Source organism: Vreelandella arctica (assembly GCF_037070215.1).
Lineage (GTDB): Bacteria > Pseudomonadota > Gammaproteobacteria > Pseudomonadales > Halomonadaceae > Vreelandella > Vreelandella arctica.
Genome location: NZ_JBANSN010000010.1, coordinates 66,058 through 92,492, shown reverse-complemented (window position 1 = coordinate 92,492; position 26,435 = coordinate 66,058). Strand labels below are relative to the sequence as shown.

Annotated in this window: 24 protein-coding genes; 7 read left to right on the top strand and 17 right to left on the bottom strand. The window is 55.7% G+C overall.

Going from position 1 to position 26,435, the window contains the following annotated elements; all coding sequences use genetic code 11:
• Positions 1-135: 135 nt before the first annotated feature.
• Both V8L70_RS11355 and V8L70_RS11350 read right to left on the bottom strand, forming a co-directional pair.
• Positions 136-3,282 (bottom strand): multidrug efflux RND transporter permease subunit, encoded by a 3,147-nt coding sequence (locus V8L70_RS11355; protein ID WP_101147972.1) that lies wholly within the window; start codon positions 3,280-3,282, stop codon positions 136-138.
• A gap of 18 nt (positions 3,283-3,300) precedes the next feature.
• Complete coding sequence (locus V8L70_RS11350) at positions 3,301-4,461, bottom strand: efflux RND transporter periplasmic adaptor subunit (protein ID WP_101147971.1); 1,161 nt, start codon at positions 4,459-4,461, stop codon at positions 3,301-3,303.
• Between the two features lie 139 nt (positions 4,462-4,600).
• Here V8L70_RS11350 and V8L70_RS11345 point away from each other — a divergent pair, with 139 nt between their 5' ends.
• Entirely contained in the window at positions 4,601-5,335 is a 735-nt protein-coding gene (locus V8L70_RS11345; protein WP_008957824.1) for a response regulator, read from the top strand.
• The gene (locus V8L70_RS11340; RefSeq protein ID WP_101147970.1) at positions 5,332-6,411 is read left to right on the top strand and encodes an ATP-binding protein; all 1,080 of its coding nucleotides are present in this window, start codon (positions 5,332-5,334) and stop codon (positions 6,409-6,411) included. The genes V8L70_RS11345 and V8L70_RS11340 overlap by 4 nt, the downstream gene beginning before the upstream one ends.
• A gap of 133 nt (positions 6,412-6,544) precedes the next feature.
• Here the strand turns inward: V8L70_RS11340 and rhuM are convergent, their stop codons facing one another.
• From rhuM to V8L70_RS11325, 3 genes are all read right to left on the bottom strand, one after another.
• Positions 6,545-6,913, bottom strand: a complete 369-nt coding sequence (gene rhuM, locus V8L70_RS11335; RefSeq protein WP_336269421.1) for a RhuM family protein — start codon at positions 6,911-6,913, stop codon at positions 6,545-6,547.
• A gap of 386 nt (positions 6,914-7,299) precedes the next feature.
• Positions 7,300-7,440 carry a hypothetical protein gene (locus V8L70_RS11330; RefSeq protein WP_232774978.1) on the bottom strand — a complete coding sequence of 47 codons (141 nt, stop codon included), beginning with the start codon at positions 7,438-7,440 and terminating at the stop codon, positions 7,300-7,302.
• 383 nt (positions 7,441-7,823) lie between these two features.
• Entirely contained in the window at positions 7,824-8,795 is a 972-nt protein-coding gene (locus V8L70_RS11325; protein WP_269801120.1) for a zinc-dependent alcohol dehydrogenase family protein, read from the bottom strand.
• A gap of 174 nt (positions 8,796-8,969) precedes the next feature.
• Here V8L70_RS11325 and V8L70_RS11320 point away from each other — a divergent pair, with 174 nt between their 5' ends.
• A complete protein-coding gene (locus tag V8L70_RS11320) occupies positions 8,970-9,890 on the top strand; it encodes a LysR family transcriptional regulator (RefSeq protein ID WP_101147968.1) in 921 nt (306 codons plus the stop codon).
• Positions 9,891-10,005: 115 nt separating this feature from the next.
• On the opposite strand, the gene V8L70_RS11315 is transcribed toward V8L70_RS11320, so the two are convergent.
• Together V8L70_RS11315 and V8L70_RS11310 are read right to left on the bottom strand one after the other, a co-directional pair.
• Complete coding sequence (locus tag V8L70_RS11315; RefSeq protein ID WP_101147967.1) at positions 10,006-10,815, bottom strand: sulfite exporter TauE/SafE family protein; 810 nt, start codon at positions 10,813-10,815, stop codon at positions 10,006-10,008.
• 221 nt (positions 10,816-11,036) lie between these two features.
• Complete coding sequence (locus tag V8L70_RS11310; protein ID WP_008957830.1) at positions 11,037-11,393, bottom strand: winged helix-turn-helix transcriptional regulator; 357 nt, start codon at positions 11,391-11,393, stop codon at positions 11,037-11,039.
• Between the two features lie 153 nt (positions 11,394-11,546).
• On the opposite strand from V8L70_RS11310, the gene V8L70_RS11305 reads away from it, so the two are divergent.
• Together V8L70_RS11305 and V8L70_RS11300 are read left to right on the top strand one after the other, a co-directional pair.
• Positions 11,547-12,530 (top strand): NADPH:quinone reductase, encoded by a 984-nt coding sequence (locus V8L70_RS11305; protein WP_336269419.1) that lies wholly within the window; start codon positions 11,547-11,549, stop codon positions 12,528-12,530.
• Positions 12,531-12,621: 91 nt separating this feature from the next.
• Complete coding sequence (locus V8L70_RS11300) at positions 12,622-13,536, top strand: AraC family transcriptional regulator (protein WP_232774976.1); 915 nt, start codon at positions 12,622-12,624, stop codon at positions 13,534-13,536.
• Positions 13,537-13,621: 85 nt separating this feature from the next.
• On the opposite strand, the gene V8L70_RS11295 is transcribed toward V8L70_RS11300, so the two are convergent.
• The 7 genes from V8L70_RS11295 to V8L70_RS11265 form a co-directional block, all read right to left on the bottom strand.
• Positions 13,622-14,308 (bottom strand): TetR/AcrR family transcriptional regulator, encoded by a 687-nt coding sequence (locus V8L70_RS11295; protein WP_101147966.1) that lies wholly within the window; start codon positions 14,306-14,308, stop codon positions 13,622-13,624.
• A gap of 25 nt (positions 14,309-14,333) precedes the next feature.
• Positions 14,334-15,932 (bottom strand): gamma-glutamyltransferase, encoded by a 1,599-nt coding sequence (gene ggt / locus V8L70_RS11290; RefSeq protein WP_232774975.1) that lies wholly within the window; start codon positions 15,930-15,932, stop codon positions 14,334-14,336.
• A gap of 24 nt (positions 15,933-15,956) precedes the next feature.
• Positions 15,957-17,237, bottom strand: a complete 1,281-nt coding sequence (locus V8L70_RS11285; protein ID WP_101147964.1) for a TRAP transporter large permease — start codon at positions 17,235-17,237, stop codon at positions 15,957-15,959.
• A gap of 4 nt (positions 17,238-17,241) precedes the next feature.
• A complete protein-coding gene (locus tag V8L70_RS11280) occupies positions 17,242-17,745 on the bottom strand; it encodes a TRAP transporter small permease (RefSeq protein WP_101147963.1) in 504 nt (167 codons plus the stop codon).
• Between the two features lie 84 nt (positions 17,746-17,829).
• Complete coding sequence (locus tag V8L70_RS11275; RefSeq protein ID WP_101147962.1) at positions 17,830-18,840, bottom strand: TRAP transporter substrate-binding protein; 1,011 nt, start codon at positions 18,838-18,840, stop codon at positions 17,830-17,832.
• A gap of 655 nt (positions 18,841-19,495) precedes the next feature.
• A complete protein-coding gene (locus tag V8L70_RS11270; protein WP_101147961.1) occupies positions 19,496-21,586 on the bottom strand; it encodes a pyrroloquinoline quinone-dependent dehydrogenase in 2,091 nt (696 codons plus the stop codon).
• Positions 21,587-21,597: 11 nt separating this feature from the next.
• Positions 21,598-21,960 carry a glucose dehydrogenase gene (locus tag V8L70_RS11265; RefSeq protein WP_101147960.1) on the bottom strand — a complete coding sequence of 121 codons (363 nt, stop codon included), beginning with the start codon at positions 21,958-21,960 and terminating at the stop codon, positions 21,598-21,600.
• Between the two features lie 302 nt (positions 21,961-22,262).
• Here V8L70_RS11265 and V8L70_RS11260 point away from each other — a divergent pair, with 302 nt between their 5' ends.
• Positions 22,263-22,637, top strand: coding sequence for a GFA family protein (locus V8L70_RS11260; protein ID WP_101147959.1), 375 nt, complete (start codon positions 22,263-22,265; stop codon positions 22,635-22,637).
• A 40-nt stretch (positions 22,638-22,677) separates the two neighbouring features.
• On the opposite strand, the gene V8L70_RS11255 is transcribed toward V8L70_RS11260, so the two are convergent.
• Positions 22,678-22,860, bottom strand: coding sequence for a hypothetical protein (locus V8L70_RS11255; protein ID WP_101147958.1), 183 nt, complete (start codon positions 22,858-22,860; stop codon positions 22,678-22,680).
• 70 nt (positions 22,861-22,930) lie between these two features.
• Complete coding sequence (locus V8L70_RS11250) at positions 22,931-23,944, bottom strand: AraC family transcriptional regulator (protein ID WP_101147957.1); 1,014 nt, start codon at positions 23,942-23,944, stop codon at positions 22,931-22,933.
• A gap of 80 nt (positions 23,945-24,024) precedes the next feature.
• Here V8L70_RS11250 and V8L70_RS11245 point away from each other — a divergent pair, with 80 nt between their 5' ends.
• Positions 24,025-25,257, top strand: a complete 1,233-nt coding sequence (locus V8L70_RS11245) for an MFS transporter (protein ID WP_101147956.1) — start codon at positions 24,025-24,027, stop codon at positions 25,255-25,257.
• A gap of 189 nt (positions 25,258-25,446) precedes the next feature.
• On the opposite strand, the gene V8L70_RS11240 is transcribed toward V8L70_RS11245, so the two are convergent.
• Complete coding sequence (locus V8L70_RS11240) at positions 25,447-26,376, bottom strand: LysR substrate-binding domain-containing protein (RefSeq protein WP_101147955.1); 930 nt, start codon at positions 26,374-26,376, stop codon at positions 25,447-25,449.
• Positions 26,377-26,435 lie beyond the last annotated feature (59 nt).

Below are 26,435 nucleotides of genomic sequence, written 5' to 3'. Positions count from 1 at the left end.
TGGACGGGTCAGGTAGCCGGTGGCTTCCAAAGAGCCTGCAGTCCCTCCTCTACAGGCACCTGCTGCCCCCATAATTACAATTGAGGAGCAGTCAGGCCGATGCTCAAAGTTGGCAGCATCAGTCGTCGCATGGCATTAATGCGCTATATCGTTATCGGGTTGTAATGATGAGGGGCGACGAGCCGCACGCCAGCCACTAACGCGCTCCTGAAGACCTATCACAAAAACGAAGAACACTGGAACAAAGAGAATCACCAGCAGCGTTCCGCTAACCATGCCGCCGAAAACGCCCGTGCCTATCGCATGCTGGGTTTTGGCACTGGCGCCAAACGCAACCATCAACGGCACCACTCCCAAGCCGAAAGCGAGTGAGGTCATCAGAATCGGGCGCAGGCGCAGGCTGGCGGCTTCCACCGCGGCCTCCATCAGCCCTTTACCTTGCTCACGCAACTGTTTTGCGAACTCAACGATCAGGATCGCGTTTTTCGCCGACAGTCCGATCACGGTGACCATACCGACTTTGAAGAAAACATCGTTCGGCAGGTCACGCAGCAACATGGCGGCCACCGCACCCAGCAACCCCAGCGGCACAACCAGGATGACCGACAGCGGAATCGTCCAGCTCTCGTAGAGCGCGGCTAACACCAGGAACACCGCCAGGATGGATAGCGCCACCAGCATTGGCGCCTGGGCTGCCGACTGGCGTTCCTGAAGGGACTGCCCCGTCCAGGCCACGGCGAAACCGGGCGGAAGTTGCTGCGCCAGACGCTCCATTTCAGCCATGGCGTCACCAGTGGAAGCCCCCTTCGCCGCACTGCCGGAAATGCTGGTGGCGGGATAGCCCAGGTAACGCACCATTTGTAGCGGTGTTTCGTCCCACACCGGGGTAACCACCTCTGACAAGGACACCATGCCACCCCTGCTATTACGCACGTGCAGCTTGAGCACGTCATCAACCTGCATGCGTGCCGACGCATCCGCTTGCATAATCACCTGCTGCATCCGGCCCTCATTCGGGAAATCGTTGATGTAAGACGACCCCATTGCGGTCGACAGGATTTCGCTAATGTTGGCGAACGACACCCCGAGCGCTTCGGCCTTTTGACGATCAATATCAAGACGAATGCTCGCACCTGCCGGAAGGCCATCGGAATAGACGTCGCTGACTATCTTGCTCTGCGCCGCCAGTTCTAGCAGCGTCGTCTCGGCAGCCTTAAGGGCGGCCGGCCCCTGATTGCGTTGATCCTGCAAGAACATCGTAAAGCCGGACTTGGTGCCCAATTCATCAATGGCCGGCGGTAACATACTCATTACCGTCCCTTCGTTCAGTTGACTCATGGCTTCCTGAACCCCTTCCACTTCACTCGCCGCCGTAACGCCGTCGCGCTGCCCCCAATCCTTTAGCGTGGTGAACGTCAGTGCCGTATTCGCACCGGACCCCGAGAACCCGAAGCCCAAAATAGACATATTGCCGTCCACTGCAGGGCGCGCCATGACGTACTCCTCATACGCCTTGACGACATCCAAGGTACGCTCGGTGGTCGCATTGGCGGGTAGCTGGATACTGGTCATGAAATAGCCTTGATCCTCTTCCGGCAGAAAAGCCGAAGGCAACTGGCGGAAGGCGAGCAGCAGCACACCCGCGATGACCACAAACATCATCATGACCCGACCGCTGCGAGCGACCAGCTTTCCAACACGCGATTCGTAACGGGTGGTCATACGGGTAAGCGCCCGGTTGAACCAGCCGAAGAAACCGCCTTTGTCGTGGTGCCCCGGCTTAATGGGCTTGAGAAGGGTGGCGCATAGCGCTGGCGTCAGCGACAGCGCCAGAAACGCCGAGAACAGAATCGAAACCACCATTGCCAGCGCGAATTGCTGGTAGATCACCCCGACCGAGCCACTCGAGAAAGCCATCGGGATAAACACCACCGTCAATACCAGGGTGATCCCCACCACGGCGCCAGTGATTTCCTTCATCGCCTTGACGGTGGCGTCCTTTGGCGACAATCCCTCTTTCGCCATGATGCGCTCAACGTTCTCGACCACCACGATAGCGTCATCGACGATGATGCCAATCGCCAACACCATGCCGAACATCGTCAGCACGTTGATGGAGAAACCTGCCAGCAGCATCACCGTGAAGGTCCCCAACAGTGCAATCGGCGCGACCAGTGCGGGAATCAGCGTGTAACGGATGTTCTGTAGAAACAGCAACATCACCAGGAAGACAAGTACCATCGCCTCGATGAGGGCATGGATGACCTTCTTGATAGACACCTTAACGAACGGGGCCGTATTAAAGGGGATCGATGAGCTCATGCCCGCAGGCAACGCCTGGTTTAACTCAGCCAAACGCGCCTGCACGCCTTCCGCCGTGCGCACCGCATTGGCACCGGGTGCCAGTTGTATGGCAGCCGCCGTCGCTGGCTGGCCATTCTCACGATTGGAGAAGCCGTAGGATTGGGCGCCCAACTCGACGCGCGCCACATCGCCCAACACCACTTTTGAACCGTCGACATTAGCGCGCAGGACGATAGCGGCGAACGCTTCAGGCGTGCTCAATTGCCCCTGTGCGGTCAACAGCGAGGACACCTTTTGACCGGGTAAGGCCGGAGACGCGCCGATGCTGCCCGGCACAATCGGTGCGTTCTGCTCCGTGATCGCGGTCGAGAGATCATTCACCGACAAGCCGAAAGCAATCAGCTTCTCCGGCTCTATCCAGATGCGCATTGCCTGCTCAGCACCGAACAGCTGCACACGACCGACACCGTCAATGCGGCGTAGCTCCTCCACGATATTGCGCGCCATATAGTCGTTCAGCGCGATCTCATCAAAGCGCCCATCATCGGAATTCAGGCCCACAATCATCAGAAAACTGGATGACGCTGACTCTACGCTCAGCCCATCCTGACGAACCGCCTGGGGTAACCGGGGTTCGACGGCCTTGAGCCGGTTCTGCACATCCACTTGGGCCAGTTCTGGGTTTGTCCCTGGCTTGAAGGTGGCGGTGACAGAGGCTGACCCCGAAGCATCGGCGGACGACTCGAAGTACAGCAGGTTCTTGACGCTGGACAGCTCTCGTTCAATGAGACTGAGCACGGCGTCGTTCATGGTCTGCGGTGTGGCGCCGGGATACGTCGCGGTGATGGTCACCGAAGGGGGCGCTACCGAAGGGTAGTGAGCGACCGGCAGCTTAGGTATGGCGATCACACCCGACAGGATGATAAACAGCGCGACCACCCACGCGAAGACTGGGCGCTGGATGAAGAACTGGGGCATTGCGGATACTCCTGAAACTTAGTGAGAGGATGCCGCTGAGGCGTTGAGTGGCATAGGCATCTTCCAATCAGTCGCGCTGACGTCGACACCATCAGTCAGTCGCTCTATACCCTCGACGACGACTTTCTGCCCCTCTGTCACTCCTGTTTGCACCCGATAATTGCCGTTCGCCAATTCACCAAGCTCCACTGAAACCATCACCGCCTTGTTGTCAGCACCAATCAACCAAACGTAGGGCTTACCGCCAATGCGCACCACAGACTGTTGCGGTACCGTCAACGCATCGTCATAGCGTGCATACGGCACGCGGGCACGCACAAACATGCCGGGCAGCAAGCGCCGATTGGGATTGTCTACAAGTACTCGCAGCAAAAGGTCACCCGTGCTGGTGTCCACATTGACTCCGGAAAAAAGAATGCGTCCGGTGACATCGTAGGGTGTACCGTTGCTGCCCAGGATGGTGACCGGTAAGCCATTGTCGAGGGAGGGTTGCGCCGCCATCGCATCTTGAAGCGATTCGAGCGCGGAAGCCGAGCGCCGAACGTCGACATAGACCTTATCGATCTGCTGAACACGGGCCATGGGCGTGCTATCGCTGCTGGCCACCAGCGCTCCCTCCGTTACCAACGCCTGATCAATTCGGCCTGCAATGGGGGACACCACCGTGGAGAACTCCAGGTCAAGGCGGCGGCGCGACAGCGTGCCACGCGCTTGGGCCACATCAGCAGCGGCCTGCTGACTTTTGGAGACGGTGTCATCGTAGGCCTGACGGCTCACCGACTGTGCCCGGACAAGCGGCTCCAACCGGGCTGACTGCGCACGGGCATGAGCAAGTTCGGATTCGGCTTTCTGCAAAGCGGCTTCTGCTGTTTCCACTTCCGCTCGAAACGGCGCTGGGTTGATTTCGAATAATGGCTGCCCCGCACTCACGTCGGTTCCCTGTTCGAACAGGCGACGTTGAACAATCCCGCTGACCTGCGGATGAATTTCCGCCATTTGAAAAGGAACGACCCGGGCCGACAAATCTTCAGTCAGCTCCAATTTAACGGGTTCCAAGGTAACAACCGTCACTCGAGCAGGAGGCGGCGCTACTTCTTGCTCAACTGAACCGCAAGCAGTTAGCACGATCAGCAGCAAGGCACAGAAGCCACCATTTCGATAGATATGTCGGATCGTCATGTATCGTCCCTTCAGACATAGGCAAACATTTGCCTAGCCATAAAATTGAAGGGGACTATATCGCTGTAGCGTGGTATTAACGTCGACGGTATGTGTAGATATGATGGAGAACACAATTAATGTTTCATTAGGCGCTTTCATGTCCACGACTCATCAGTCGCCAAGTTCTTATTCTGGCCAGCAAGCACTGGTTCTCATCGCCGAAGACGAGCCTGAGATCGCTGATATTCTGCAGGCTTATCTGAAACGGGCGGGGCTCCGAACCATCTACGCAGAAGATGGACGCAAAGCATTGGACATGCATATGTCGATGAAACCCGATCTCGTCTTACTTGATGTAAAGATGCCTAAAATGGATGGCTGGCAGGTGCTGTCAGAGGTTCGCCACCGTGGTAAGACACCCGTCATCATGTTGACCGCGATGGATCAGGATATCGATAAACTCATGGGTTTACGTTTTGGTGCCGACGACTACGTCGTCAAGCCGTTTAACCCTGCCGAGGTCGTCGCACGCATTCAGGCAGTGTTAAGACGCACCATGGCTGATGCAAGCCACCAACCCCGTGTCCTCCGGGTGCCGCCCTTTGAGATCGACCTTGAACAACACGAAGCCTTTGTTCAGGTGGGTGGAGACTCGCACAGCCTTGCGTTAACGCTCACCGAATTCAGATTGTTGACGCACCTTGCCCGCGCGCCCAAAAAAGTTTGCACCCGCGCAGAGCTGTTGGCCGCCTGCCTGCCCGAGGGCGAGGCGCTCGAGCGCACTGTCGACAGCCATATCAGCAAGCTGCGTAAAAAACTGGAAGATGTCGATGTGAGAGGCATACCCGTTGGCATACGCGGCGTTGGGTACCGGCTATGGGGAACAGAATGAAGCTCGTTGGGCTAAGCCGCACCATCGCGTTAACAATGGCAGCGATGGCGTTTGGCATCACACTGTTAGTCGTGGTGACCTCTTATGTGTTCTATTTCATTACCTTCCATTTTTGGCAGGGGTCGATTAACGAACCCAACATGTTCCCGTCGGGGCTAGAGTGGGCTTGGCTCGTTAGCACAACGTTGGTTGGGCTGGCGTTCGCCGTGATAGTGGGCGTTCACTTGGCACGTCGCATTCTGGTACCCCTAAACTCCGTCACAGAAAGCATGCGTCGCGTCGCGCAAGGCGACCTGGACGCACGCGCCACAACGGGTGATCGCTCTTTAGGCGAGGCCGCCGTGTTAGCCAACGACTTCAATGCGCTAGCAGACCAATTACAGCGTATGTCCAAGGAAATGACGTTCTGGAATGCCGCTATTGCCCATGAGCTGCGTACGCCGGTCACTATTTTACGCGGACGTCTGCAAGGCTTGGCAGAAGGCGTCTTCCCTCCTGAACAACCCCAGTTTCAAAGTCTCCTTACCCAAATCGACGGCATGGCACAACTGATTGAAGACCTTCGCGCCGTGAGCTTGGCCGAAAGCGGTCATCTGAATATTGAGAACAAGGAATGTGATCTTTCTGCTGAAATTGAATCTGTCGTTGAGTTTTGTCGACATGCTCTGAATGCCTCACAGCATTATCCAACCCTTGATCTGCAGTCTGGCACTGCGTATTGCGACCCCTTCCGTATACGTCAGGCATTGCTTGCGTTGCTGGAAAACGCTCGCCAGCATGCATCCCCAGGGACACTCATCATCCAAACGCGCCAGAACGACGGGTGGTGTGTTTTGCGTGTTAGCGATGCTGGCCCAGGCATACCGCAGGAAGATGCCGCTCATATTTTCACGGCATTCCGCCATGCGCGGGACGCTGACAGTGGTATGCCAGGAGACAAACAAGGAAGCGGGCTAGGATTGGCGGTAGTCGCGGCTATTGCAAGGGCCCATGGTGGCGAGGCTAAATGCTACCCCTCTGATGAGGGTGGCTCTTGTTTTGAGTTGCGCTGGCCTACTCCATCACATAGCACGTGATTGCTTGAATAATCGGCGGTCGGTGCCATGGCATTAGATCTCAGCGCTGCCTGATTGATAGCTTTATTCATCTTTCAGCAGTATGAAATGCTCGATCAGCCGAATCATCAACGTTTTCTGATCAGGTAGGCTTTCAGCCACTAACATCGCTAATCACACGAGCAACCGCTTCGCCTTCTGTTGAAACCAAGCCTTGATTGGTCAGGGTTCGGCTGAGCAAATTCACCGCCTGCTCAAACTCTATGCCACGCTCGGTTAGACGGCGTTGGTTGAGGGTATAGCCTTGCACCAAGTAGTCTTTTAATACTTGAGTTGCCCACTTACGAAATTGCACACCACGCTGAGATTTCACGCGGTAGCCAACTGAAATAATCACATCTAAGTTGTAGTACTCAACCTGATAGATCTTACCGTCAGCGGCAGTTGTTGCATTTTTTGCAACAACTGGCTCCCTTTCAAGCTCACCTTCAAGAAAAATGTTGCGAATATGGCGATATATCAAAGACTTATCCCGACCTTATAGATTAGTCACCTGATCTAAACTCAGCCAAACGGTCTCTTGCTCCAGCGTCACCTCAAGGTGGGCTTGGCCATCTTCGCTGGTGAATATCTGTATTTGCTGATCATTCATGAGTGTTGCCTCCCAGGTTTACATAAAGCGCCTTGCATCTCCAAAACAAGCATCTTCAAAACAAGCACCTCCCAAGCAAGCAGCACTCAATCCAGCAGTGGTCAATCCAGCAGTACTCATCTTTCCATACTAAAAGAGAGACTCCAGCGCGCCCGCCATTAGAGATTAAGTAAACCTTAGCATAAAAGCTGCTTATTTATACAGCTAAATATTACCCTGGTTCTGCCAAATAAATCTGCCTAGCAAAAGTGGGCGCTTCAACCTACAAAAGCCATCACCACCAGCACCATGGTCAGCAATAGCAGGTACACCCTGGCATGAATACGGTCAGGAATGCGCCCAATCCAGGTCGACGCCAGGCGAATACCGAGCCATGAGCCCACTGCGAGTAACAGCAAGGCGCGCAGATCCACATAACCGGCATACCAGTCTCCATGGGTGATTTTCCGTTAGTCACACATACGTTGCATAAGCTGTGTAGTCATCACGCTGCCGACAACGCCCAGCGGACGCACTAGGTACCATTGCACGATCTGTCGTTAGTGATGCTCCATGCCGACAGGGAAGCAGTAAAGCAACTTCTACAAACCCACAACCGAAACCGAACAACGCGGTGGTTACTTCTGCCACTCCTCCACAAAGAAGCAATAGGCTATACACCGACACAATCCTGATGAAGCGAAACAGAAGGCACTATATCTTGGCGAGGTTTGGCCGACATTCGTCATTCGAACCACATGATCGCATCGGCTTCATAGACCAGCGCTCCACCGCACTGATCTCAATCGTCATGCACGTCGATCACGATCTTGCCAAATGGCCTTTGATCCAGATGATCCAGTGCCTGAGGCAGCTCGGCGAGGGAATAACGTGCATCAATGACCGGCTCAAGCCGAGCTTGATCTACCGCCCGCACGAAGCGTTCCAGCGCTCGTCGACTGCCTGTGCCAATACCGTGAATCGTGACGTCCTTTAGCATCAAAGGCATGGCCGGGGATGCGATATCGAATCCTGCCAACGCCCCGATCTGGCATACGTGCCCACCGACGGCGGCCAGTTGGACTGAAACGCCGAGATTATCGCCACCGACCACGTCGAGCACGTGATCCACGCCCTCATCGTCAGTCAGCGCGTACACGGCTTCCATCCAGTCGTCGCGGGAACGATCCACCCAGTGATCAGCACCCAGCGCCAGCACTCGCTCGCCTTTAGACGGTTGGGTGGCAACGATCACCTCTGCCCCGCTCATCTTCGCAATGAGCAAACCGAATAGCGCCACCCCGCCTGTCCCCGGAATCAGCACCCGATCGCCAGCTTTGACACCGGATCTCTCGACGAGCGCGAACCAGGCGGTGAGTCCAGCGCAGGGCAATGTACTTGCCTGGAGATCATTCAGAGAGCGCGGCGCATGAACCACCCATGCGGCAGGAATGGCAACGTATTCGCTCAGCACACCGGGATAGAAACCTCCCAAGGTGCGGTAAGCCGGTGTTCGCGCGTTACCAGGTCGACGTCCATCGATCCAGTCAGGCGTGAACACGGAGATGACACGATCTCCTTCGTCAAACCCATCCACTTGCTCCCCCAGTTCGACGATGGTGCCAGCCATGTCGGAACCGGGAGTGAAGGGGTAAGTCAACGACAGTCCTCTGCCGCTTTCGATTACCATCTTGTCGCGGTAGTTGAGCGAGACGGCTGCCACCCTGACCAGCACCTCCCCCGCCGCGGGACGCGGCTTCTCGCGGGTGGCCATTTTCAGTCTTCCACGACCGATCGCGTCCATCTCCCAACGCCTTATCTCTTTCATCATGTTAGCTCCATCGAGTCGTGCCGACGGATGTCGACAGCGTGTCGGAACTATCCCACGACGGCGCGTGTACTATAATACGCACCAATCAACACGTAGTGATGAATGAGAGACATCAATATGAATGGAAAGGAGATTGCCGAGCTCATCGCGTTCATGGAGGTGGCCAGATCGCAGAGTTTCCGTCGTGCTGCGTTACGCCTGGGAATGTCGCCATCGGCAGTGAGTCACACCATCCGCTCGCTGGAGACGCGTCTGGGCGTACGAGTCTTGAGTCGAACCACCCGTAGCGTATCGCTCACTCAGGCGGGTGAACGTCTACTACAGCGTGTGGAGCCAGCCATCATGGACATCCGGCAGGCCGTTCATGAGTCGGCAGCGTTTCAGGCCTCACCGCAAGGCACGATCAGGATCAATTTGCCCCGCATCGCAGCACAGCTGGTGCTAATGCCACAACTTCATGCCTTCCTGGAGCACTATCCTGATATCAATGTAGATCTCGTCATCGATGACACACTGACCGATATCGTCTCGCAAGGCTTCGACGCGGGTATTCGCTCGGGCGAGCGCTTGCAACAGGATATGGTCGCCAGACAACTGACGCCGGCCCTTGATATGGCCGTAGTGGGTTCACCAAGCTACTTTGCTCGGCGCCCGCCACCGGAAGTGCCGGCCGATCTTCACGACCACGTCTGCATCAACTACCGCTGGAGCGCCTCGAATGCCTTGTACGCTTGGACTTTTCAGGAGGACGATAGATGTTTCGATCTACAGGTGCGCCACGTATTGACCATCAATGACACCAGCCTGATTGCCACGGCGGCTCTGGAAGGCACCGGACTCGCCTATTTGCCCGAGAATCACCTGCAAGCCCATTTTGACAGCGGTGAGTTGGTGCGAGTCCTGTCCTCATGGATGCCATCGATCCCAGGGTTCTATCTCTACTATCCTCATCGCGAGCACATGCCCAGCGCGTTGAGAGCCTTCGTCGACTTCATGACGGGGCCCATGAGCCAGCCACCACACTCACAACCTCTATAACGGAGGCGCAAGCATGCGTCATGGTGGAAATACCTGTGAGGAAATACCTACATTTACTTCGAAGCGCACGTGATGCAGCGCCCCACCTTCACTCATCTCTGGACTATGGCCTGTGTTAATGCATGACAACCATCACCACCAGCACCATGGTCAGCAATAGCAAGTACACCCTGGCATGAATACGGTCAGGGATGCGCCCGATCCAGGTCGACGCCAGGCGAATACCGAGCCATGAGCCCACTGCGAGTACCAGCAAGGCGCGCAGATCCACATAACCGGCATACCAGTCCCCCAACGCCGGGTGATTTGCCGACAGCAACACATACGTCGCGGTGCCACTCACCGCCATGGGCAACGACAACGGATTGGCCATAGCAGTGGCTGCCGTCATGCTCGCGCCTCTCCGACGCATGAGCGGTACGGTCATCACGCTGCCGCCAACGCCCAGCAGGGCGGCCACCGCACCAATCAATGTCCCCGTCATCGCCGTTACTCCACGCCCCATAGGACGCACATCACTCCCTGACTGATGCAGAAAACCGGGCCGCAAAATGGCATCCGCAATCGTGAGGACTAAATAACCAATGAACGCCCAGCGCACCCAATCGCCACTTAACGACACGGCCGCCGCTGCGCCTAGCACAGCGCCCACGGCGATATAGCCCACCAGCGGACGCACCAAGTGCCATTGCACAGTCTGCCGTTGGTGGTGGCGCCACGTGGACAGGGAAGCCGCAAATACCATCAATGCCGTCGAGGTAGCCACCGCGATATGCATGGCCGCTTGGCCGATACCACTATCCGACCCATGGACGGCAATCAGCAGGGTATACAGCAAGGGAACCACCACGAACCCGCCACCGAAACCGAACAATACGGTGGTCACTCCCGCCACCCCGCCACAAAGAAGCAATACGCTATACACCGGCACTCTCCTGATGAAACGAAACAGCAGGCACTATATGCTGGCGAGGCTTGGCCGACATTCGTCATTCGGACAACCATCACCGCGTTTCAGCCAGGTTAACGCTAATGCTTAATACGCCGCTTTCAGATGTGGATCATGTCGCACGGCCCGTGGTGGCCATCGGCACTGATTAAGGAGCACAGATTGACCATATCAATTACCAAGCTTAAAAGAGGCTGTTAGTTAATATGAGTATTATTGCTGTTGGTGTCTTGCCAAGAGAGATAGCTATCTCCCCACTCTTTCATGGCGTTGAGCACAGGGGCCAGAGTCAGCCCAAGCTCGGTAAGCGAATATTCGACACGTGGGGGAACTTCGGCAAACACTTCTCGAGAGATAATACCGTGCGATTCAAGCTCTCGAAGTTGCAATGTCAACGACCGTTGCGTAACGCCACCGATAAGCTTGCGAAGCTCTCCAAATCGTTTGGTTCCGCTGAGTAGATAGTAAATGATCAGCGGTTTCCATTTGCCGCCAGCAACAGCAACGGTCGCTTCAACAGTGCACCGATACTCACGAGCTTCTTGCTTCTTCATCCGTTATACACCCGCCATTAGTATAAAATATATCCCTATATATCAAATCAGTGCCTACTTTTCAATTTCACCCCTAGTATCTAGAATATCTCTTCCGCAGCGGCTAGTGCTGTGCTGCACCCTTTTACCTGAAAAGCTTGATGGAGCACCCTGATGAAAGCAGCTTACTATGAAGCCCAAGGCAGCGCTCGTGATGTGCTGAAAGTCGGTGAATTGCCGACACCAGAACCAGGGTCAGACGAGGTGCGCGTCCGCATTCATGTTTCCGGACTCAAACCAACCGATGTCAAGGCGCGAACTGGTTTCTCCGCAGAAATGCCTTATCCGCGCATCATTCCCCATCAAGATGGCGCAGGGGTTATTGATGCCGTTGGCGCGAACGTGCCACCGGATAGGCTCGGCGAGCGGGTTTGGGTATACGAAGCACAATACGGTCGAGCGACAGGCACGGCAGCAGAGTTCGTTGTGGTTCCTGCGCGTCAGGCGGTTCACTTGCCGGATACGACCTCATTTGAAGTAGGTGCTTCGCTTGGGATTCCGGCGCTAACAGCTCACCGCTGCCTGTTTTCTGATGGCAGTCTTAAAGGCCGACGAGTGCTGATTCATGGCGGAGCCGGAGTGGTCGGAACAGCAGCAATTCTATTGGCAAAGTGGGCCGGCGCATGGGTTTCAACAACGGTGATGAGCACTGAACAAGCCACCGTAGCCGAAGAAAATGGCGCAGATCTAGTGATCGACCGAAAGTCGGCAGATGTTGCGAGTATTGTTTTAGAAGCCACAGAAGGACTCGGCGTTGACCATATTGTCGATGTCGCTTTGAAGCCCAATCTTGACATTAACTTGGCCTGTTTGTCCCAAGGAGGGGTTATAAGCGCCTATGCAACCGCCAATGCGATGGATGAGCTTTCCATTCCATTATTGAAGGCCATGATGCATGGCTGTGTCTTCCGTTTCGTGTATATCTACAATGTACCCGATGAGTTGAAACAAGCTGCTATAGCGGATATCAACTCGTGCCTTGAGGCCGGATACTACTCGCCAAAAATTGGTTTAAACATGCCTTTGCGGAACGTAGCGGATGCTCACGAGGCATTGGAATCGTCCAGCGTTATAGGCAAGGTTCTTGTACACATGTGAGCTGAGATTACTTGGAATCACGCATGACGACTATCACCACCAGCACTACCGTCAGCAGTAACAGGACGCCCTAGTATGAATGCGATCAAGAATGCGCCAGATCCATCACGACGCCAAGCGGATCCCGAGCCATGAGCCCACCGTGCCATTGCACGGTCTGCCGTTGGTGGTGGCGCCATGTGGACAGGAAAGCAGCACAGACCATCAACGCGTTTCAGCCAGGTTAACGCTAATGCTCAATACGCCCCTGTCAGATGTGGATCATGTAGCACGGCCCATGGTGGCCATCGGCACTGATTACCGCCCCGGCACCCTCCTCGACTTTCATACCCATCGCCGTGCCCAGTTTCTCTATGGCATGACCGGCGTGATGGAGGTGAACACGGATGACGGCACCTGGATGGTGCCGCCCTATAGCGGCGTCTGGCTACCTGCGGACAAGCGGCACCAAGTGCGTATGAACGGGGTGAGCACCCGAAGCCTGTATATCGAGCCCCACATTGCGCCACGCACATCGCACAACTGCGAGGTGCTGGTCGTGACGCCTCTCCTGCATCACCTGCTGCTGGCTTCCGCCCACATCCCCGCACTCTATGATGAAAATGGCCGCGACGGTGCCCTGGCTCAACTACTCCTATGCGAACTGGAACAGGCTCAGGCCCTGCCACTGTTTGCGCCCCTGCCCCATGACCTTCCACTCGCTAGCCTGTGCAGAGCGTTTCTCGGCCAACCGAGCATTCATACCCTTCCCGAAGAGTGGGCGCGGCAGTTGCATTGCAGTCAACGCACCTTCAATCGTCTATTCCGTCAGCAGACCGGACTCTCCTTTGGCGTATGGCGCCAGCAGGCCTGCCTAATGGCGGCGATTCCCAGGCTGCTCTCCGGCAATTCCGTTACCCGAACCGCGTTGGAACTCGGCTACGACAGCCCTGCCGCTTTCTCCAGCATGTTTCGCAAGGTGCTCGGCCAATCCCCCAGCGCTTTTGTTCGGGCGGCTAATCGTTAGTAGGAAAAAAGCGGCGGCGCTGGCTTAGTTTGCTGGCGTGAGCTTATACAGATGGGCAAGTAGCTAAACAGATAGCCCCTATCGCTTATTTGATCGCCCGGGACTCAACACATAGATAGGAAAGTATTACTTCGACCGCATGGGCACGCCGCTCACTCAACCAATCTGGGGCAGCCAGATCCTGCTCGAAGATGATGGATAGCGTGTCGCGTTGATTAATATGAATGATTGATAGCGAAAGAATCGAAATGTAGAGCTGGGTAGGGTCTACAGCCGAGCGAAATAACCTTGCTGCTTCCCCTCGCTTTAGGGTATCCCGGATCATGCCTACGAGCGGCGTCGTTTGCTGGACGACTTTACTCGATTTGCGCAGCATGCGCCCACCCAACAGATTCTCATTGCGTACCAAACTGGTGAACTCGGGATGCTCGGCCATATGATCGAAGGTGAATTCAACCAACGCGCGCATACCTGCAACTGGTTCAAGATAGCTTAGATTGAGTGCCTGCTCCTTGGCGCGCAACTCCTCATAAACACGCTCGAGAACAGCCAGATAAAGACCTTCCTTATCATCGAAGTAGTGATACACCATACGCACATTACAATCGGCGGCACGCACGATGCGCTCCATGCGAGCGCCATCGTAGCCGCGCTCGGAAAACTCTTGAGTCGCCGCTTGAAGCAGGCGCTCGCGCGTTTCATGAGCATTGCGGCGGATTTTACCCCGGGTACGGGCACTCTGTTTCACATCGAGCGTATCGCTTTTTGTCATGTACACATCCTTGTTTCTATAGGTGCTAGAGCCCTAACGCGATGCCATCGCTGCGAGGATCATGAGCCGCGTAAAAGCCTTTCGTCGGGTCGATAACGACGGCGCCAGGGTGGCCAGCCAGGGCACTTTGTGCGGGTAGCGGACTCATCTGATGACCACGCTGACTCAATTCAGCGAAGACAGCATCTCCCGCATCCTGCTCCAGTTTTAAGGTGTCACTGCCATCGGAAAAGGTTCGTCCCAGTAGAAAACGCGGCGCTTTAAGCGCACTGAGCGGATCCATGCCATAGTCTATCAAGCGCGTCAGCACGGCAGCGAGGGTTTGCGGCTGTCCATCAGCGCCTTGAGTACCGTAAAGTAAACGAGGCTTTCCATCGACACGATACATACCCGGATTAAGGGTATGGAAAGGACGCTTTCCGGGGGCAAGCGCATTTGGATGAGCAGGATCAAGACTGAACGCGGCACCACGGTTATGCCATAAAATCCCCGTATCACCGACACTGACACCACTGCCCCAATCGTAATAAATCGTCTGCAGCATGGAGACGGCATTCCCGAAACGATCAGCTGCTGCCAGATAAACCGTATCGCCATGCTGGTAAGCGAAGGGCCAATCCAATGCTTTTCCCGCCTCCACTTTTGCCGCTTCAGCATCAAGATGGGCAGGCGATAGCAACCTTTCACAAGGCACCGACGCGAAGTCGGGATCAGCCAAGTAGCTATTACGATCCAGGAAAGCGCGCTTTACCGCTTCCACCAGCAGATGGTAATAATCGGCGCTGCCCTCTTCGATCCTGGAGAGATCAAAACGCGCCAGGATACCCATTATCTCTAGAGTCGTCATACCCTGGGTTGGGGGACGATGGGCCAACAGCTCCCCACCCCGGTAGGGAACAGACAACGGCTTTTCGATTCGTGCTCGGGTAGCCGCCAGATCAGCGCCAGTGAGTGGAGACCCTGCCGCAGCCAGTCCCGCGGCAATTTTCGCCCCCAACTGCCCTTCATAGAAGTCCCGGTAGCCGTGGGTTGCAATGGACTGCAGCGAGGCGGCCAGCTGTGGCTGGCACAGCTGTTCACCGTCACGGGGAATCTTCCCGCCTGACATAAAGAGCTCTCGTACGCCAGGCATCATCCACAGGTCATCGCTACGATAATCAAGCCAAAAGCGCTGCGATGGCGTCACGGGGAAGCCCTCTTTCGCTAGCTGTATCGCTGGCTCTAACAGCGCTGCCCAGCCCATTTGGCCACCACAGCTCTGACGAGAAATCTCATGCGCCTGCCCCCAGGTATCGACCGTGGCAGCCGTCGTTAACATAGAACCTGGCCCTCTCGCAGGCAATTGGCCAGACAGTTCCAACTTAGCCTGTGGCGCCTGGCCAATGCCTGACAGGGATTGCACACCACCGTTTGCATCCGCAATGATCATGAAGGCATCGCCGCCAAGCCCGGTAAAATGCGGATACGTCACTGCTAGGCAGGCACCCATGGTGATGGCAGCTTCAACCGCATTGCCCCCTTGACGAAGTACCTTAAGACCCGCCTCTGTTGCCAACGTATGTGGACTGGTCACCACCCCCTCATGGGAATGCGCCAATGCTGATGCAGTTATACTAGTAGACATTGCTACCATCCTTATTTTGGCTGTTTAGCCGCCATACACCATATTGGGTAGCCACATACTGATCGCAGGAATATAGGTCAGCAGTATCAAGGCAAACAGAGCAATGCCAATAAAGGGCAATGCACCACGTACCGCCTGGACGTAATCGACACCGTTAATAGTGCCTGCCACAAACAGGTTGAGGCCAAACGGCGGCGTGAACATGCCAATCGCCCCGTTTACGGTCAGCACTGCCCCCAGGTGGACAGGGTCAATACCAACGCGTATGCCCACGGTGTAAAACAGGGGTGCAAGAATCACCATGATGGAGGAAGCATCGAGGAACATGCCGGCAATCAGTACCGTCACATTGATCAGCAGGAAGATATGATACGGATTTTCTGATAACGACAGGATCGCGTTAGCCAACATCGCGGCTAACCCATTACTGGAAAGAAACCACGCCAGCACCGAGGCAGCAGCAAGAATAATCATTACCTGAGCCGTTGTGGTTGCCGCTTCAATCATGCTTTGAAATAACTCTGCAAAGCTCTTCTCACGATAAATCAGGGCTGAAACCAACAGTGCATATACTACGGATACAGCGGCGGCCTCAGTGGGGGTAAAGACACCCAGATAAATACCACCCAAAACGACGAGAGGTACCCCTAATCCCCACGAAGCATCTTTGAGTCCCTGCAGCACTTCGCCCCAACTAGGCGGCTTCGAGGGAGTAACACCGTCCTTTTTGGCGCGGTACCAACAGTAAGGCAGCAAACAAGCGGCGTATAATAAACCAGCTCCCACCCCCGCCATGAACAGCGCACCCACTGACACTCCAGTGACAGCTGCGTAGACGATCATCACAACCGAAGGGGGAATGATGATGCCCAACGAACCGGCAGACACCAGCACGCCAATCGAAAATTGACCGGAATATCCCTCCTTGCGCATGGCCGGATAGAGCAATGAGCCCACAGACACAACGGTGGCCGGGCTCGATCCAGAAATAGCACCAAAAAACATACTCGCTGATACCGCCGTCATACCCATGCCACCGGTAAAACGCCCCACCAACAAGTTGGCCAAGCGGATGATACGCTGCGATAACCCACCCGCACTCATCAAACTACCGGTGAGAATAAAAAAGGGAATCGCCATCAATGGAAACTTATCCAATCCAGCAAACAAGCGCTCGGCAACAATGGTCAACGGAATATAGCTAAAACTACCCATTGCCACCGCCACAGAACCCGCCAACGCAATAAAGATGGGCGTTCCCACTAACATCAAAACAGCTAATAGCACCAGGAATGTGATGACCATGTTCTTATCCAATTTGATCAAGGTGGGCAGAGGCTTGCTCTCGACCAAGCAATATCCGGAAGAAATGCTGGGTAAAGCGAATGCCCATCAAGAGAGCGCCCACAGGAATGGCCAACTGAACGATCCACATAGGCGCTTGAAGAGCAGAGCTCACTTGGCCGAACCGATGGGTTTGCTCAGTTAACTGGATACCGTAAAACACCAGGAAGAGGCAGAAAGCGATAGAAATCGCATGAACTAGCAACTCTATCCATTTCGCCATAAGGGGAGGACTAAACCTGAGTAAAATATCGATCCCAATATGAATCCCTTGTCTCGCAGCAACGCTTGCTCCAAGCAGCACCATCCATACAATTTGGTAACGCACCAACTCCTCGGCCCATGAAAAACCATCGTTGAACACATAGCGTGCAATGACGTTGGCGAAAAGAATGAACGAAGCAGACAAAATCAGCAGGCCAATCAAAACCTCCTCGGCACGCGATATTAGGCGATCAAGTTTGCGCATAGCGAACTCCACCAGCGATGAAAACAATGGGGAAGGAAAGGGCTATCGGGATAACCGATCAGCCCTTTAATGGGTGAAGCGCGACTATTCGGTATCGGCAATCGCTTGCTGGAATTCCGCCATGAGATCTGCGCCAATTTCATTGGCAAATGCATCGTGCACCGATGCGGTCGACTCTCTGAAAGCCGTCAGCTGGGCATCATCCAGAGTGCTAACGTTAGTGCCACTGGCTTCGATAGTGGCAATGTAACCTTCTTCACGGCGGGCGGTTTCTTCACGCTGGAATGCGGTGGTTTCACGTGCAGCGTCCGTCAATAGCGCCTGGTTTTCAGGGCTTAAGCTATCGAACCAACTCTGGCTAAACAGAAATGCATAGGCTAGATAAGCGTGGTTGCTGATAACCACATCCGACTGCACTTCATAAAATTTCATTTGTGTAATTGATACCAGCGGATTTTCCTGGCAGTCGACAATGCGTTGTTGCAACGCATTGTAAGTTTCGCCGAAGGCAATCGGTACCGGATTAGCGCCCATCGCTTTAAACTGTTCCATGATGATAGGGCTTTGCATCACGCGTACCTTTTGGCCTGCGAAGTCTTCCGGGCCATTAACGGGTTGGTCACAGGTAAATTGCTTGAAACCACTTTCCCAAAAAGTAACCCCCTTCAGACCCACCTGTTCCACAGTCGCCAATAGATCATCACCGGCCTGCCCATCAAGAACGGTGTGGGCGATATCGGGAGAAGGGAACAAGAAAGGCAGATCGACGATCTGCATGGCAGGAACGAAGCCCGATAGCTTGGCGGTCGGAATAATCGCTGCTTCCACAGCCCCCATCTGCAACTGCTGGGTGACTTCGACATCATCACCAAGGGTGTTGTTGGGGAAAATTTCTACTGAAATCTCACCGCCACTACGCTCAGCCACCATGTCCCTGAAACGCTCAGCGGCTAGGTGCTGTGCGCTGTCTTCAGGCAAATCATGGTGGAATTTGATATTGATATCGGCACTTGCCATGCCGGTGTGTACCAAGGTGCCCAACGCGAAACTACAAGCGAGAGCCTTCAGCTTCATGTTCTTAAATTGCTTTTTCATAGTGAGATCCTTGCCATTGCGCCCATTCAGGCAACACTCTTCATGGAGCGAGTTAAGTAACTATTTACTTACTTAATGGAAAAGCAATTATCGTGCCACTTCAGAAAATGAGAGATTCTGCGGGTTGTCGAACATACCGATGCATAAATTCGCACCAACTTTGTGCTGAAGGAATCAATATGGTGCGAATTTATTCAGGGCCTGATGCCACCCATCAAACCAGCGTCGAGCACCTAAGCGACTATGATGTACCGTTCGTTCAGCACGGTGTTGGCATGGCAAAGACACCGTTGTGAGCGCCTAGCCTGAATCGCTTTGAAGTCATCGTTCTCTTAGTCAATTCTCATGAATGAGCATTTAAAGGCCCATATTAGCTCTCATGGGCCTTAAATTACTCAAATGAACGGGACGGCGATGAAGCAGGTGCACAGTTGCTCGGCTAAAAAGACGGCCAGTTGCGCTGTTCCCAAATATAAATGAGCTGATTGCACCATCTATTCGGATCATTTTATGAGCCGATTAAGGTTTATATTCGGCTCATGGGCATTCAGAGGGCTTGTTAGGACGCTTGTATTTCTTGTCAGCCCTTCCCATATTCATCCTCACAGGCTGGTAGCTGAGCCAGTCGAATACTGGCTCAGCCAAGACAGCGATCTTAGTTCCCGTTTTCCGGTAGCGCATAGGCGATTACATAATCGCCTATCGGTGTTTCCATGAAGTGATGCCCGCCGGCCCCGATGACTACATATTGGCGACCATTCGCCTCATAGGTTATGGGGTTGGCCTGCCCACCGGCCGGCAGTACATCGTTCCAAAGCACCTCACCGGTTTCCGTGTCGATGGCGCGAATCAGATCATCGGTGGCGGCAGCGATGAATATCAGACCGCTGGCTGTCAGCAGAGGGCCACCGTTGTTGGGTGTGCCGATCTTGAAAGGCATATATGAAGGTATCCCGAAGGGGCCATTCTTGCGTGCCGTGCCCAATGGCTCATCCCAGAGCGTTTCACCGCTCGCGAGATCGATGGCGCGAATGCCGCCATAAGGAGGCGCGGTACAGGGCATGCCGGTAACCGGCGCTCGCCAGCCGGCATTGACGTCGATCGCATAAGGCGCACCTACTTGTGGATCGCCGGCCCCTTCGGCGGGCCCATCCGACTCGCTATCGGTGTTGTCACCTCCTGCATAGATGGGTCGAAGATTACGTTCCTCGGCTTCTTCACGGGGGATGAGACGGTTGAAGTTGGGAATGTCATTGTAATTGGCAATGATGATGCCACGCTCGGCGTCCACCGCTGTACTGCCCCAGTCGTTGCCGCCATTGTATCCGGGGTACTGAATGAAGCGCTGACCCACGGTCGGCGGCGTGTACATGCCTTTATAGGAGGCTCGGCGGAATTGAATACGACACCACAACTGGTCAATGGGCGTCATCCCCCACATATCCTTCTCTTCTAGGTTCGGGAAAGCGAGGGAGTGATAACCTGAACTAGGTTGTGTGGGCGAGAGGTTATCTGGCTCAACACCGCCAGTGGGCGTCTCGACCTCTTCCACGGGAAATAGCGATTCGCCGGTTTCACGGTTGAGAACGTAAATATCGCCCTGTTTGGAGGGCAGAATGATCGCCGGCACCGTGCTGCCGTCATCTCGTGGGAAATCGACCAGGGTCGGTTGCGAACCAAGATCATAATCCCAGACATCGTAATGGACGGTCTGGAAGTGCCAGACCGGTTCGCCGGTGTTGACGTCGATGGCGACGAGCGAGGTCGAGAATTCATTTTCCTCCTCGCTGCGGTTCCCGCCCCAGTAATCGACCGAGGAGTTGCCCATCGGCAGGTAGACGTAACCCAACTCCTCATCGGAGGAAGCAGTGGTCCACATGTTGGGAGTGCCTCGGGTATAGGTCTCGCCCTCGGGTGGCAGCCCGTCCAGATTGGGCTTGCCCATGTCCCAGGCCCACTCCAGTTCACCGGTAACGGCATCGTAGCCGCGAATCACGCCAGATGGCGCATCCTCCGCTTGTCCGTCCTTGACCTGGGCACCGGTCACCAGGACGCCCTGGACGACGACCGGTGGCGCGGTGACGGAGTACCAACCGGGCACCTTCTCGCCGATGCCTGCCCATAGATCTACCGTACCGCCGTCACCAAACTCCTGGCACAGCTCGCCCGTTTGCGCATCGACGGCAATCAATCGGGCGTCCAACGTCCCCTCAATAATGCGGGTTGCGCAGAGCTGGTCATCGGCGGCATCAGGAACTTCGTAATAGGTCACGCCGCGGCAGCTGGCGCTATAGGGAATGGCACCTGGATCGACCTGGGGATCATGGCGCCACTGCTCCTCGCCGGTCCGTGCATCAAGGGAGACCATGACGTTCATGGCCGAGCAGAGATACAGATTGTCGCCAACCTTGAGCGGTGTAGTTTCGGGCGCGTATTTGCCCTCCCCTTCTTCCGGCATATCGCCAGTGCGATAGGTCCAGGCAACCTCCAACTGGCTGACATTGTCGGGCGTGATTTCATCCAGCGGCGAATGACGTGAGGCGCCGCTCTCTCGCCCCCAGGCGGCCCAATCGCCGGGCGCTGGGTCATCGCTGGGCTGCGGCGTCGTCGAGAAGGTCGGTGTCTGGGCCTCGCTTGAGGTGGGCTCCTCAGGGGCTTCGGTTTCACCCTCGGCATTCTGGGCAACGGCATGCGTCGCCAGTGACAGGCTGACGACATAAGCCAGCACTCGCAGTGACGTGAACATGGCAGCGCTCCTTATATAGTCGCTTGGCGGCGTTTGAGAGTAGGCAGGAGCGCCAAGACGATGACACCCAGGACGATGTAACCGAATACCCGGGGCAACAGCTCCCATGGCGAAAAGCCCACCTCCCACAAGGCCCAAATTAGCGTGCCGAACAGCACCAAGAAATAGACCCAGACTCCCGTGAGCGAATCCCTGGCCATTAAGCCACCCGAAATGATCAGCCCCAGACCGGCAATGAGGTAATACCAAGAGCCTCCCAGCGTCACCAGCCAGATCCCGCCAGCGGCAAGAATCAGGCCGAGGATGACCAGAATGATGGCGAACACGAGCAGAAACCAACCGCCCACACTTCGAGATGCGTTATCGGTAGCCAAACCAGATACCTCCGTTGATCGTGGTTTATTGCTATCAAGAGCGCTTGGCAAACCCACTAACAATGCCTTTACAAAATGCCTTTATAAAATGAAGCGCCGTCCTCCTTAATCCAAGTAGAGATTCTCGACCCTGTAAAGGATCACTTGATTAACTTATGTGTTAAAGCCTGTCATTCTCGATTTATGTCAGTTTACGGCCATTAAATTGACGGCCATTAAATACCAACGAGATGGCGGCAAGACAAAACCGAAAGTGCCACCTACTTTGAATTCAGAAGGTATGAATTTTCTGGAGATTGGCAATGGTGCAACTAACAGGCGGCTGTCTCTGCGGTAAGATCAGAATCGTGGCCAATGGCGAGCCGCTTCGGGTAGGTATTTGCCACTGTATGGATTGTCGCAAGCATCATGGGGCGCTTTTCTATGCGGCTGCTGATTATCCCAAGCAAGCTGTCATTATCGAAGGTGAGCCGCAGAGTTATCAGGGGCGTTACTTCTGTTCGACATGCGGTTCGTCGGTTTTTTCGGTAAGCGAGGAAGAAATCGAAATACACCTTGGTGCTCTTGATGCTCCGAATCAACTAAAACCGACGTATGAGCTTTGGAACATTCGCCGCGAACATTGGCTGCCGCCTTTCCCTGCCATGGAGCGATATGACCGGGATCGGCAAGATTGAGCAGGTTCAAGGGCTGCCGCTTAGGTCAGAAGGCAATCGATCAGCACTTACCTTCAATACGCAACTTAACCACATCCTCTAACGCCAAGCCGGTCACTTCAGCAATTTGCTCGTCACTAAGCACCCCCAGCTTGAGCAGATTACGAGCTGTTTTCTCAATACCCAGCTTTTCGCCTTCCTGACGTTCTTGCTGAGCCCAGTTTCTCAAATTTTCTGCCAACATTTCTTTATCCTCCACCAAACTGTTGAGCTGATGGACCGTCGAGCGACACCACGATCACCCGCCAAAACTACTACTGGCCTAGGCGTGCCACGCTTGAACCGGGTGCTTGGCCGTGTTTCAACCTTCCCGGTGTCTGCCCAGTCGACCGCTTGAAAGCGCGACTAAAGGCGGCCTGAGAGCCGTAGCCCAGGCGCCAGGCGATCTGATCAATGGATAGCTGCCGCTCGGCAATCCATCGCGTGGCCAAGCGCATACGCAGTTGGGTGACATAGCCGAGCGGCGAGATACCCAGTGAGCTGCGGAAGCGTTCGGCGAACACCGAGCGCGAGCTGCCCGCCTCTGCTGCCATGGTGGCCACGGTCCAGTCACGCCCGGGCTCGCGGTGGACGGCGGCGATGACTTTGCCCAGACGCGGATCGCGCAGCGCCTCGACCCAGCCACCGATATCACCGCAGCCACACTCAACCCAGCCTCGCACGATGCTGGCGGCTACCACATCTGCCAACCGGGAGAGAATGCCAGCAGAACCGGCCCGTTTAAGACTCGCTTCACGCGCCATCGCTTCCAGCATCGGCAATACCTCCGGATAGCGCGACAGCAGCGTCCCCACATGCATGACGTCAGGCATCATCGAGACCAGCGGTTGCATACCACCGAGATCGAACTGCATGCAGCCGCTGAATAGACGCACCGATGGAGCGACATCAGCAGTGTCCGGGCACTCGTTGACGCAACTGAAGTTATCACACACCGGCAGTGAGTCGATCTGTTCGATGTCGCGACTCATCACCTCGGGCGAAGAAAGCAGGCAGTGCTGGCCGCCGCGAGGCAGGAGTATGGCATCGCCGGTCTCCAGAACCTGTTCCTCACCGCCGAGCCGCAGGATGACGGCCCCCCGGGCAATAAAGTGAAACTGCGCACAGTTGGCGTCGGTATCGAAAAGAATGCCAAAAGGTGGCGCTACCTGGACATGCCGATAGCTCAACCCGGACAAGCGCATGCCAAGCATCAATTCGTTGATCCATTCGCTGGAGCTGTTCTCAGGGCCGACAGTGGCGAAATTTTCGGACGTTTTATCAAACATACCGCACTCATAGTGATAGAGGGTCTTGAGGTAATACTTTAACCTACGCGTCATCCCAAGTCTTAATCGGAAGTATCGAAATGACGGCATACGAATCTCAACACTCGCCACACGAGTCGCAGACCCCATCGCGCTGGACCGCCGTGTTTTCACTGACGATGGGCGTGTTCAGCCTAGTGATGGCTGAATTTCTGCCGGCCAGCCTGCTGACGCCGATGGCAGATTCGCTGATGATCAGCGCAGGGCAGGCCGGACAGGCTGTCACGGTCACCGCGGTGGTGGCGCTGCTTGCCGGCTTACTGGTGACCTCCGTCACACAGCGACTCGACCGTCGCCACGTGCTGCTGGCGTTCTCCGTGCTGATGATCGCCGCTAACCTGATCGTCGCATTCGCGCCGCATCTAGCCTGGTTGCTGGTCGGGCGGGTACTACTCGGGGTAGCGCTGGGCGGGTTCTGGGCGCTATCTGTCGCCACAGTCATGCGGCTGGTGTCGGAACATGACGTGCCGCGCGCGCTGTCGTTGCTGTTCGCTGGCGTGCCCATTGCCACCATCAGCGCCGCAGCGTTGGGCAGCTATCTCGGCGACATGATCGGCTGGCGCAATGTTTTTCTGCTGACGACGGCACTCTCGGTGCTGACGCTGGTGCTGCAGTACTTCACTCTGCCGCGGATGGCACCCGGACGCCCGACGCCGCTCGGCACGCTGGTGAGCGTCATCAAGCGGCCGGGCATGGCGGCCGGCATCGTCGCCCTTCTGCTTGTGTTCTGCGGCCATTTCGCCTTCTTTACCTATGTACGGCCGTTTCTCGAAGGCATATCCCGGATGGGTATCAACGAGCTCTCCTCGACCCTGCTGGCGTTCGGAGTCGCTAACTTCGTAGGCACGCTGGCCGCGGGTTACCTGCTGGAGCGTAGCCTGCGCCTGACGCTGCTGCTGATGCCGCTGATCATGGGGGTGCTGGGCTGGTTGCTGGCCACACTGGGCGGTTTCTCGATGGGCACCGATATCGTCATGGTGGCGCTGTGGGGCTTAGCCTTCGGCGCCGTGCCAGTCGCCTGGTCGACCTGGATCACCCGTGTCGTGCCGGACGAAGCCGAAAGCGGCGGTGGTCTCATCGTCGCTTCGATACAACTGGCAATCGCCCTGGGGGCCGCCATCGGTGGCGTGATGTTCGATATCAGCGGCGTGCTGGGCGTGTTTGCAACCGCCGGCACGCTGTTGCTGGCCGCTGCCGCCCTGGTGCTCGTCGGCGTGAGAACGCGGCCTACTGTCTCTACCGATGGCGATGCCGTCGCGGAGGCCTGTCAGTAAAGAAGGGAAACTCTCGCCAGCCGTGAAAAACAGCCACGGTCGATGGCCACCTCGAGCGCCATCAAGCAGGAGAGGGCAGTCACTTGGACTGTCCTTTCGTTTTATGTGTGAAGCGGGCATACGGAAATGAAAGCAAGGATCAGCGCTTACCTTCAATACAATACGCAGTTCAGCCACTTCATCTAGCGCCTAGCCTGCCGTTTCAGCAGTCTGCTCATCACCCAACACCTCACGCAGCCAACCCAATAACGCTTCGCTGCCTGCGCGTTGAGGTGCGCCTTGGCGTGTGTATAGAGCGATGGCATCGTGCTGGGGCAAGCTCTCGGCCACCGGGCGGATCAGTTCGCCACTTTCAATTAAGCGTTGCGTCGTGCGCTGCCATCCCAAGGCGATACCGTGCCCCGCGACAGCCGCTTGCAGTAGCAGCGGATAACTATCGAAAACAGCACTCTCCGCTGCTGAGAGTTCAAAGTGCCCCATGGCACGCAACCAGTCATCCCACTCCAACCAATCCGCCGGGTCAGCATGGTGGTGCAGTAGCCGCTGGTTCAGCAACGCGTTGAGACTCAACGGCGTAGTGACCCCTTTCAGGTACGCTGGGCTGCAGACCGGAAATATCTCGTCCTCGGCGGTAAACACCAATCGATGGCTCCCGCTAGGCCTTCCGTTGGTTTGCAGCGCAATGTCGAAGCTACCACTAAATTCGGTAATCGGGCGTGTCGACGTCGCCAGTTGTATCTCAATGTCAGGATAGCGACGATTGAAGTCAGCCAGCTTTGGCATCAGCCAATAGAACGCTTCACATAACTGGCAGAACAACACGACGCGCTTATCATTTGGGTCGCCGCGCAGCGCCTGAGCCCCCGTAGCAATACTTTCCAGCGCCTGGGAGACCGTACGGCCAAACTCACGCCCTTCACGGGTAAGAAACACACGGCGATGACGGCGCTCGAAAAGCATTACGCCAAGGTCTTCCTCCAGCGCACGGATCTGTCGGCTGATCGCCGCCTGGGTCAGGTGGAGCTCATCCGCCGCACGCGAAAAGCTTTCGAGCCTGGCGGCTGCCTCAAAGGGGCGCAGCGAAGCCAGCGGTGGAAGAGACTTGATGAAGTTATCCATAATCTGAGCTCATGCATGGTGACGCAGAAGTCGTTTGAAGCACTGCTAAAGGCAGCGGC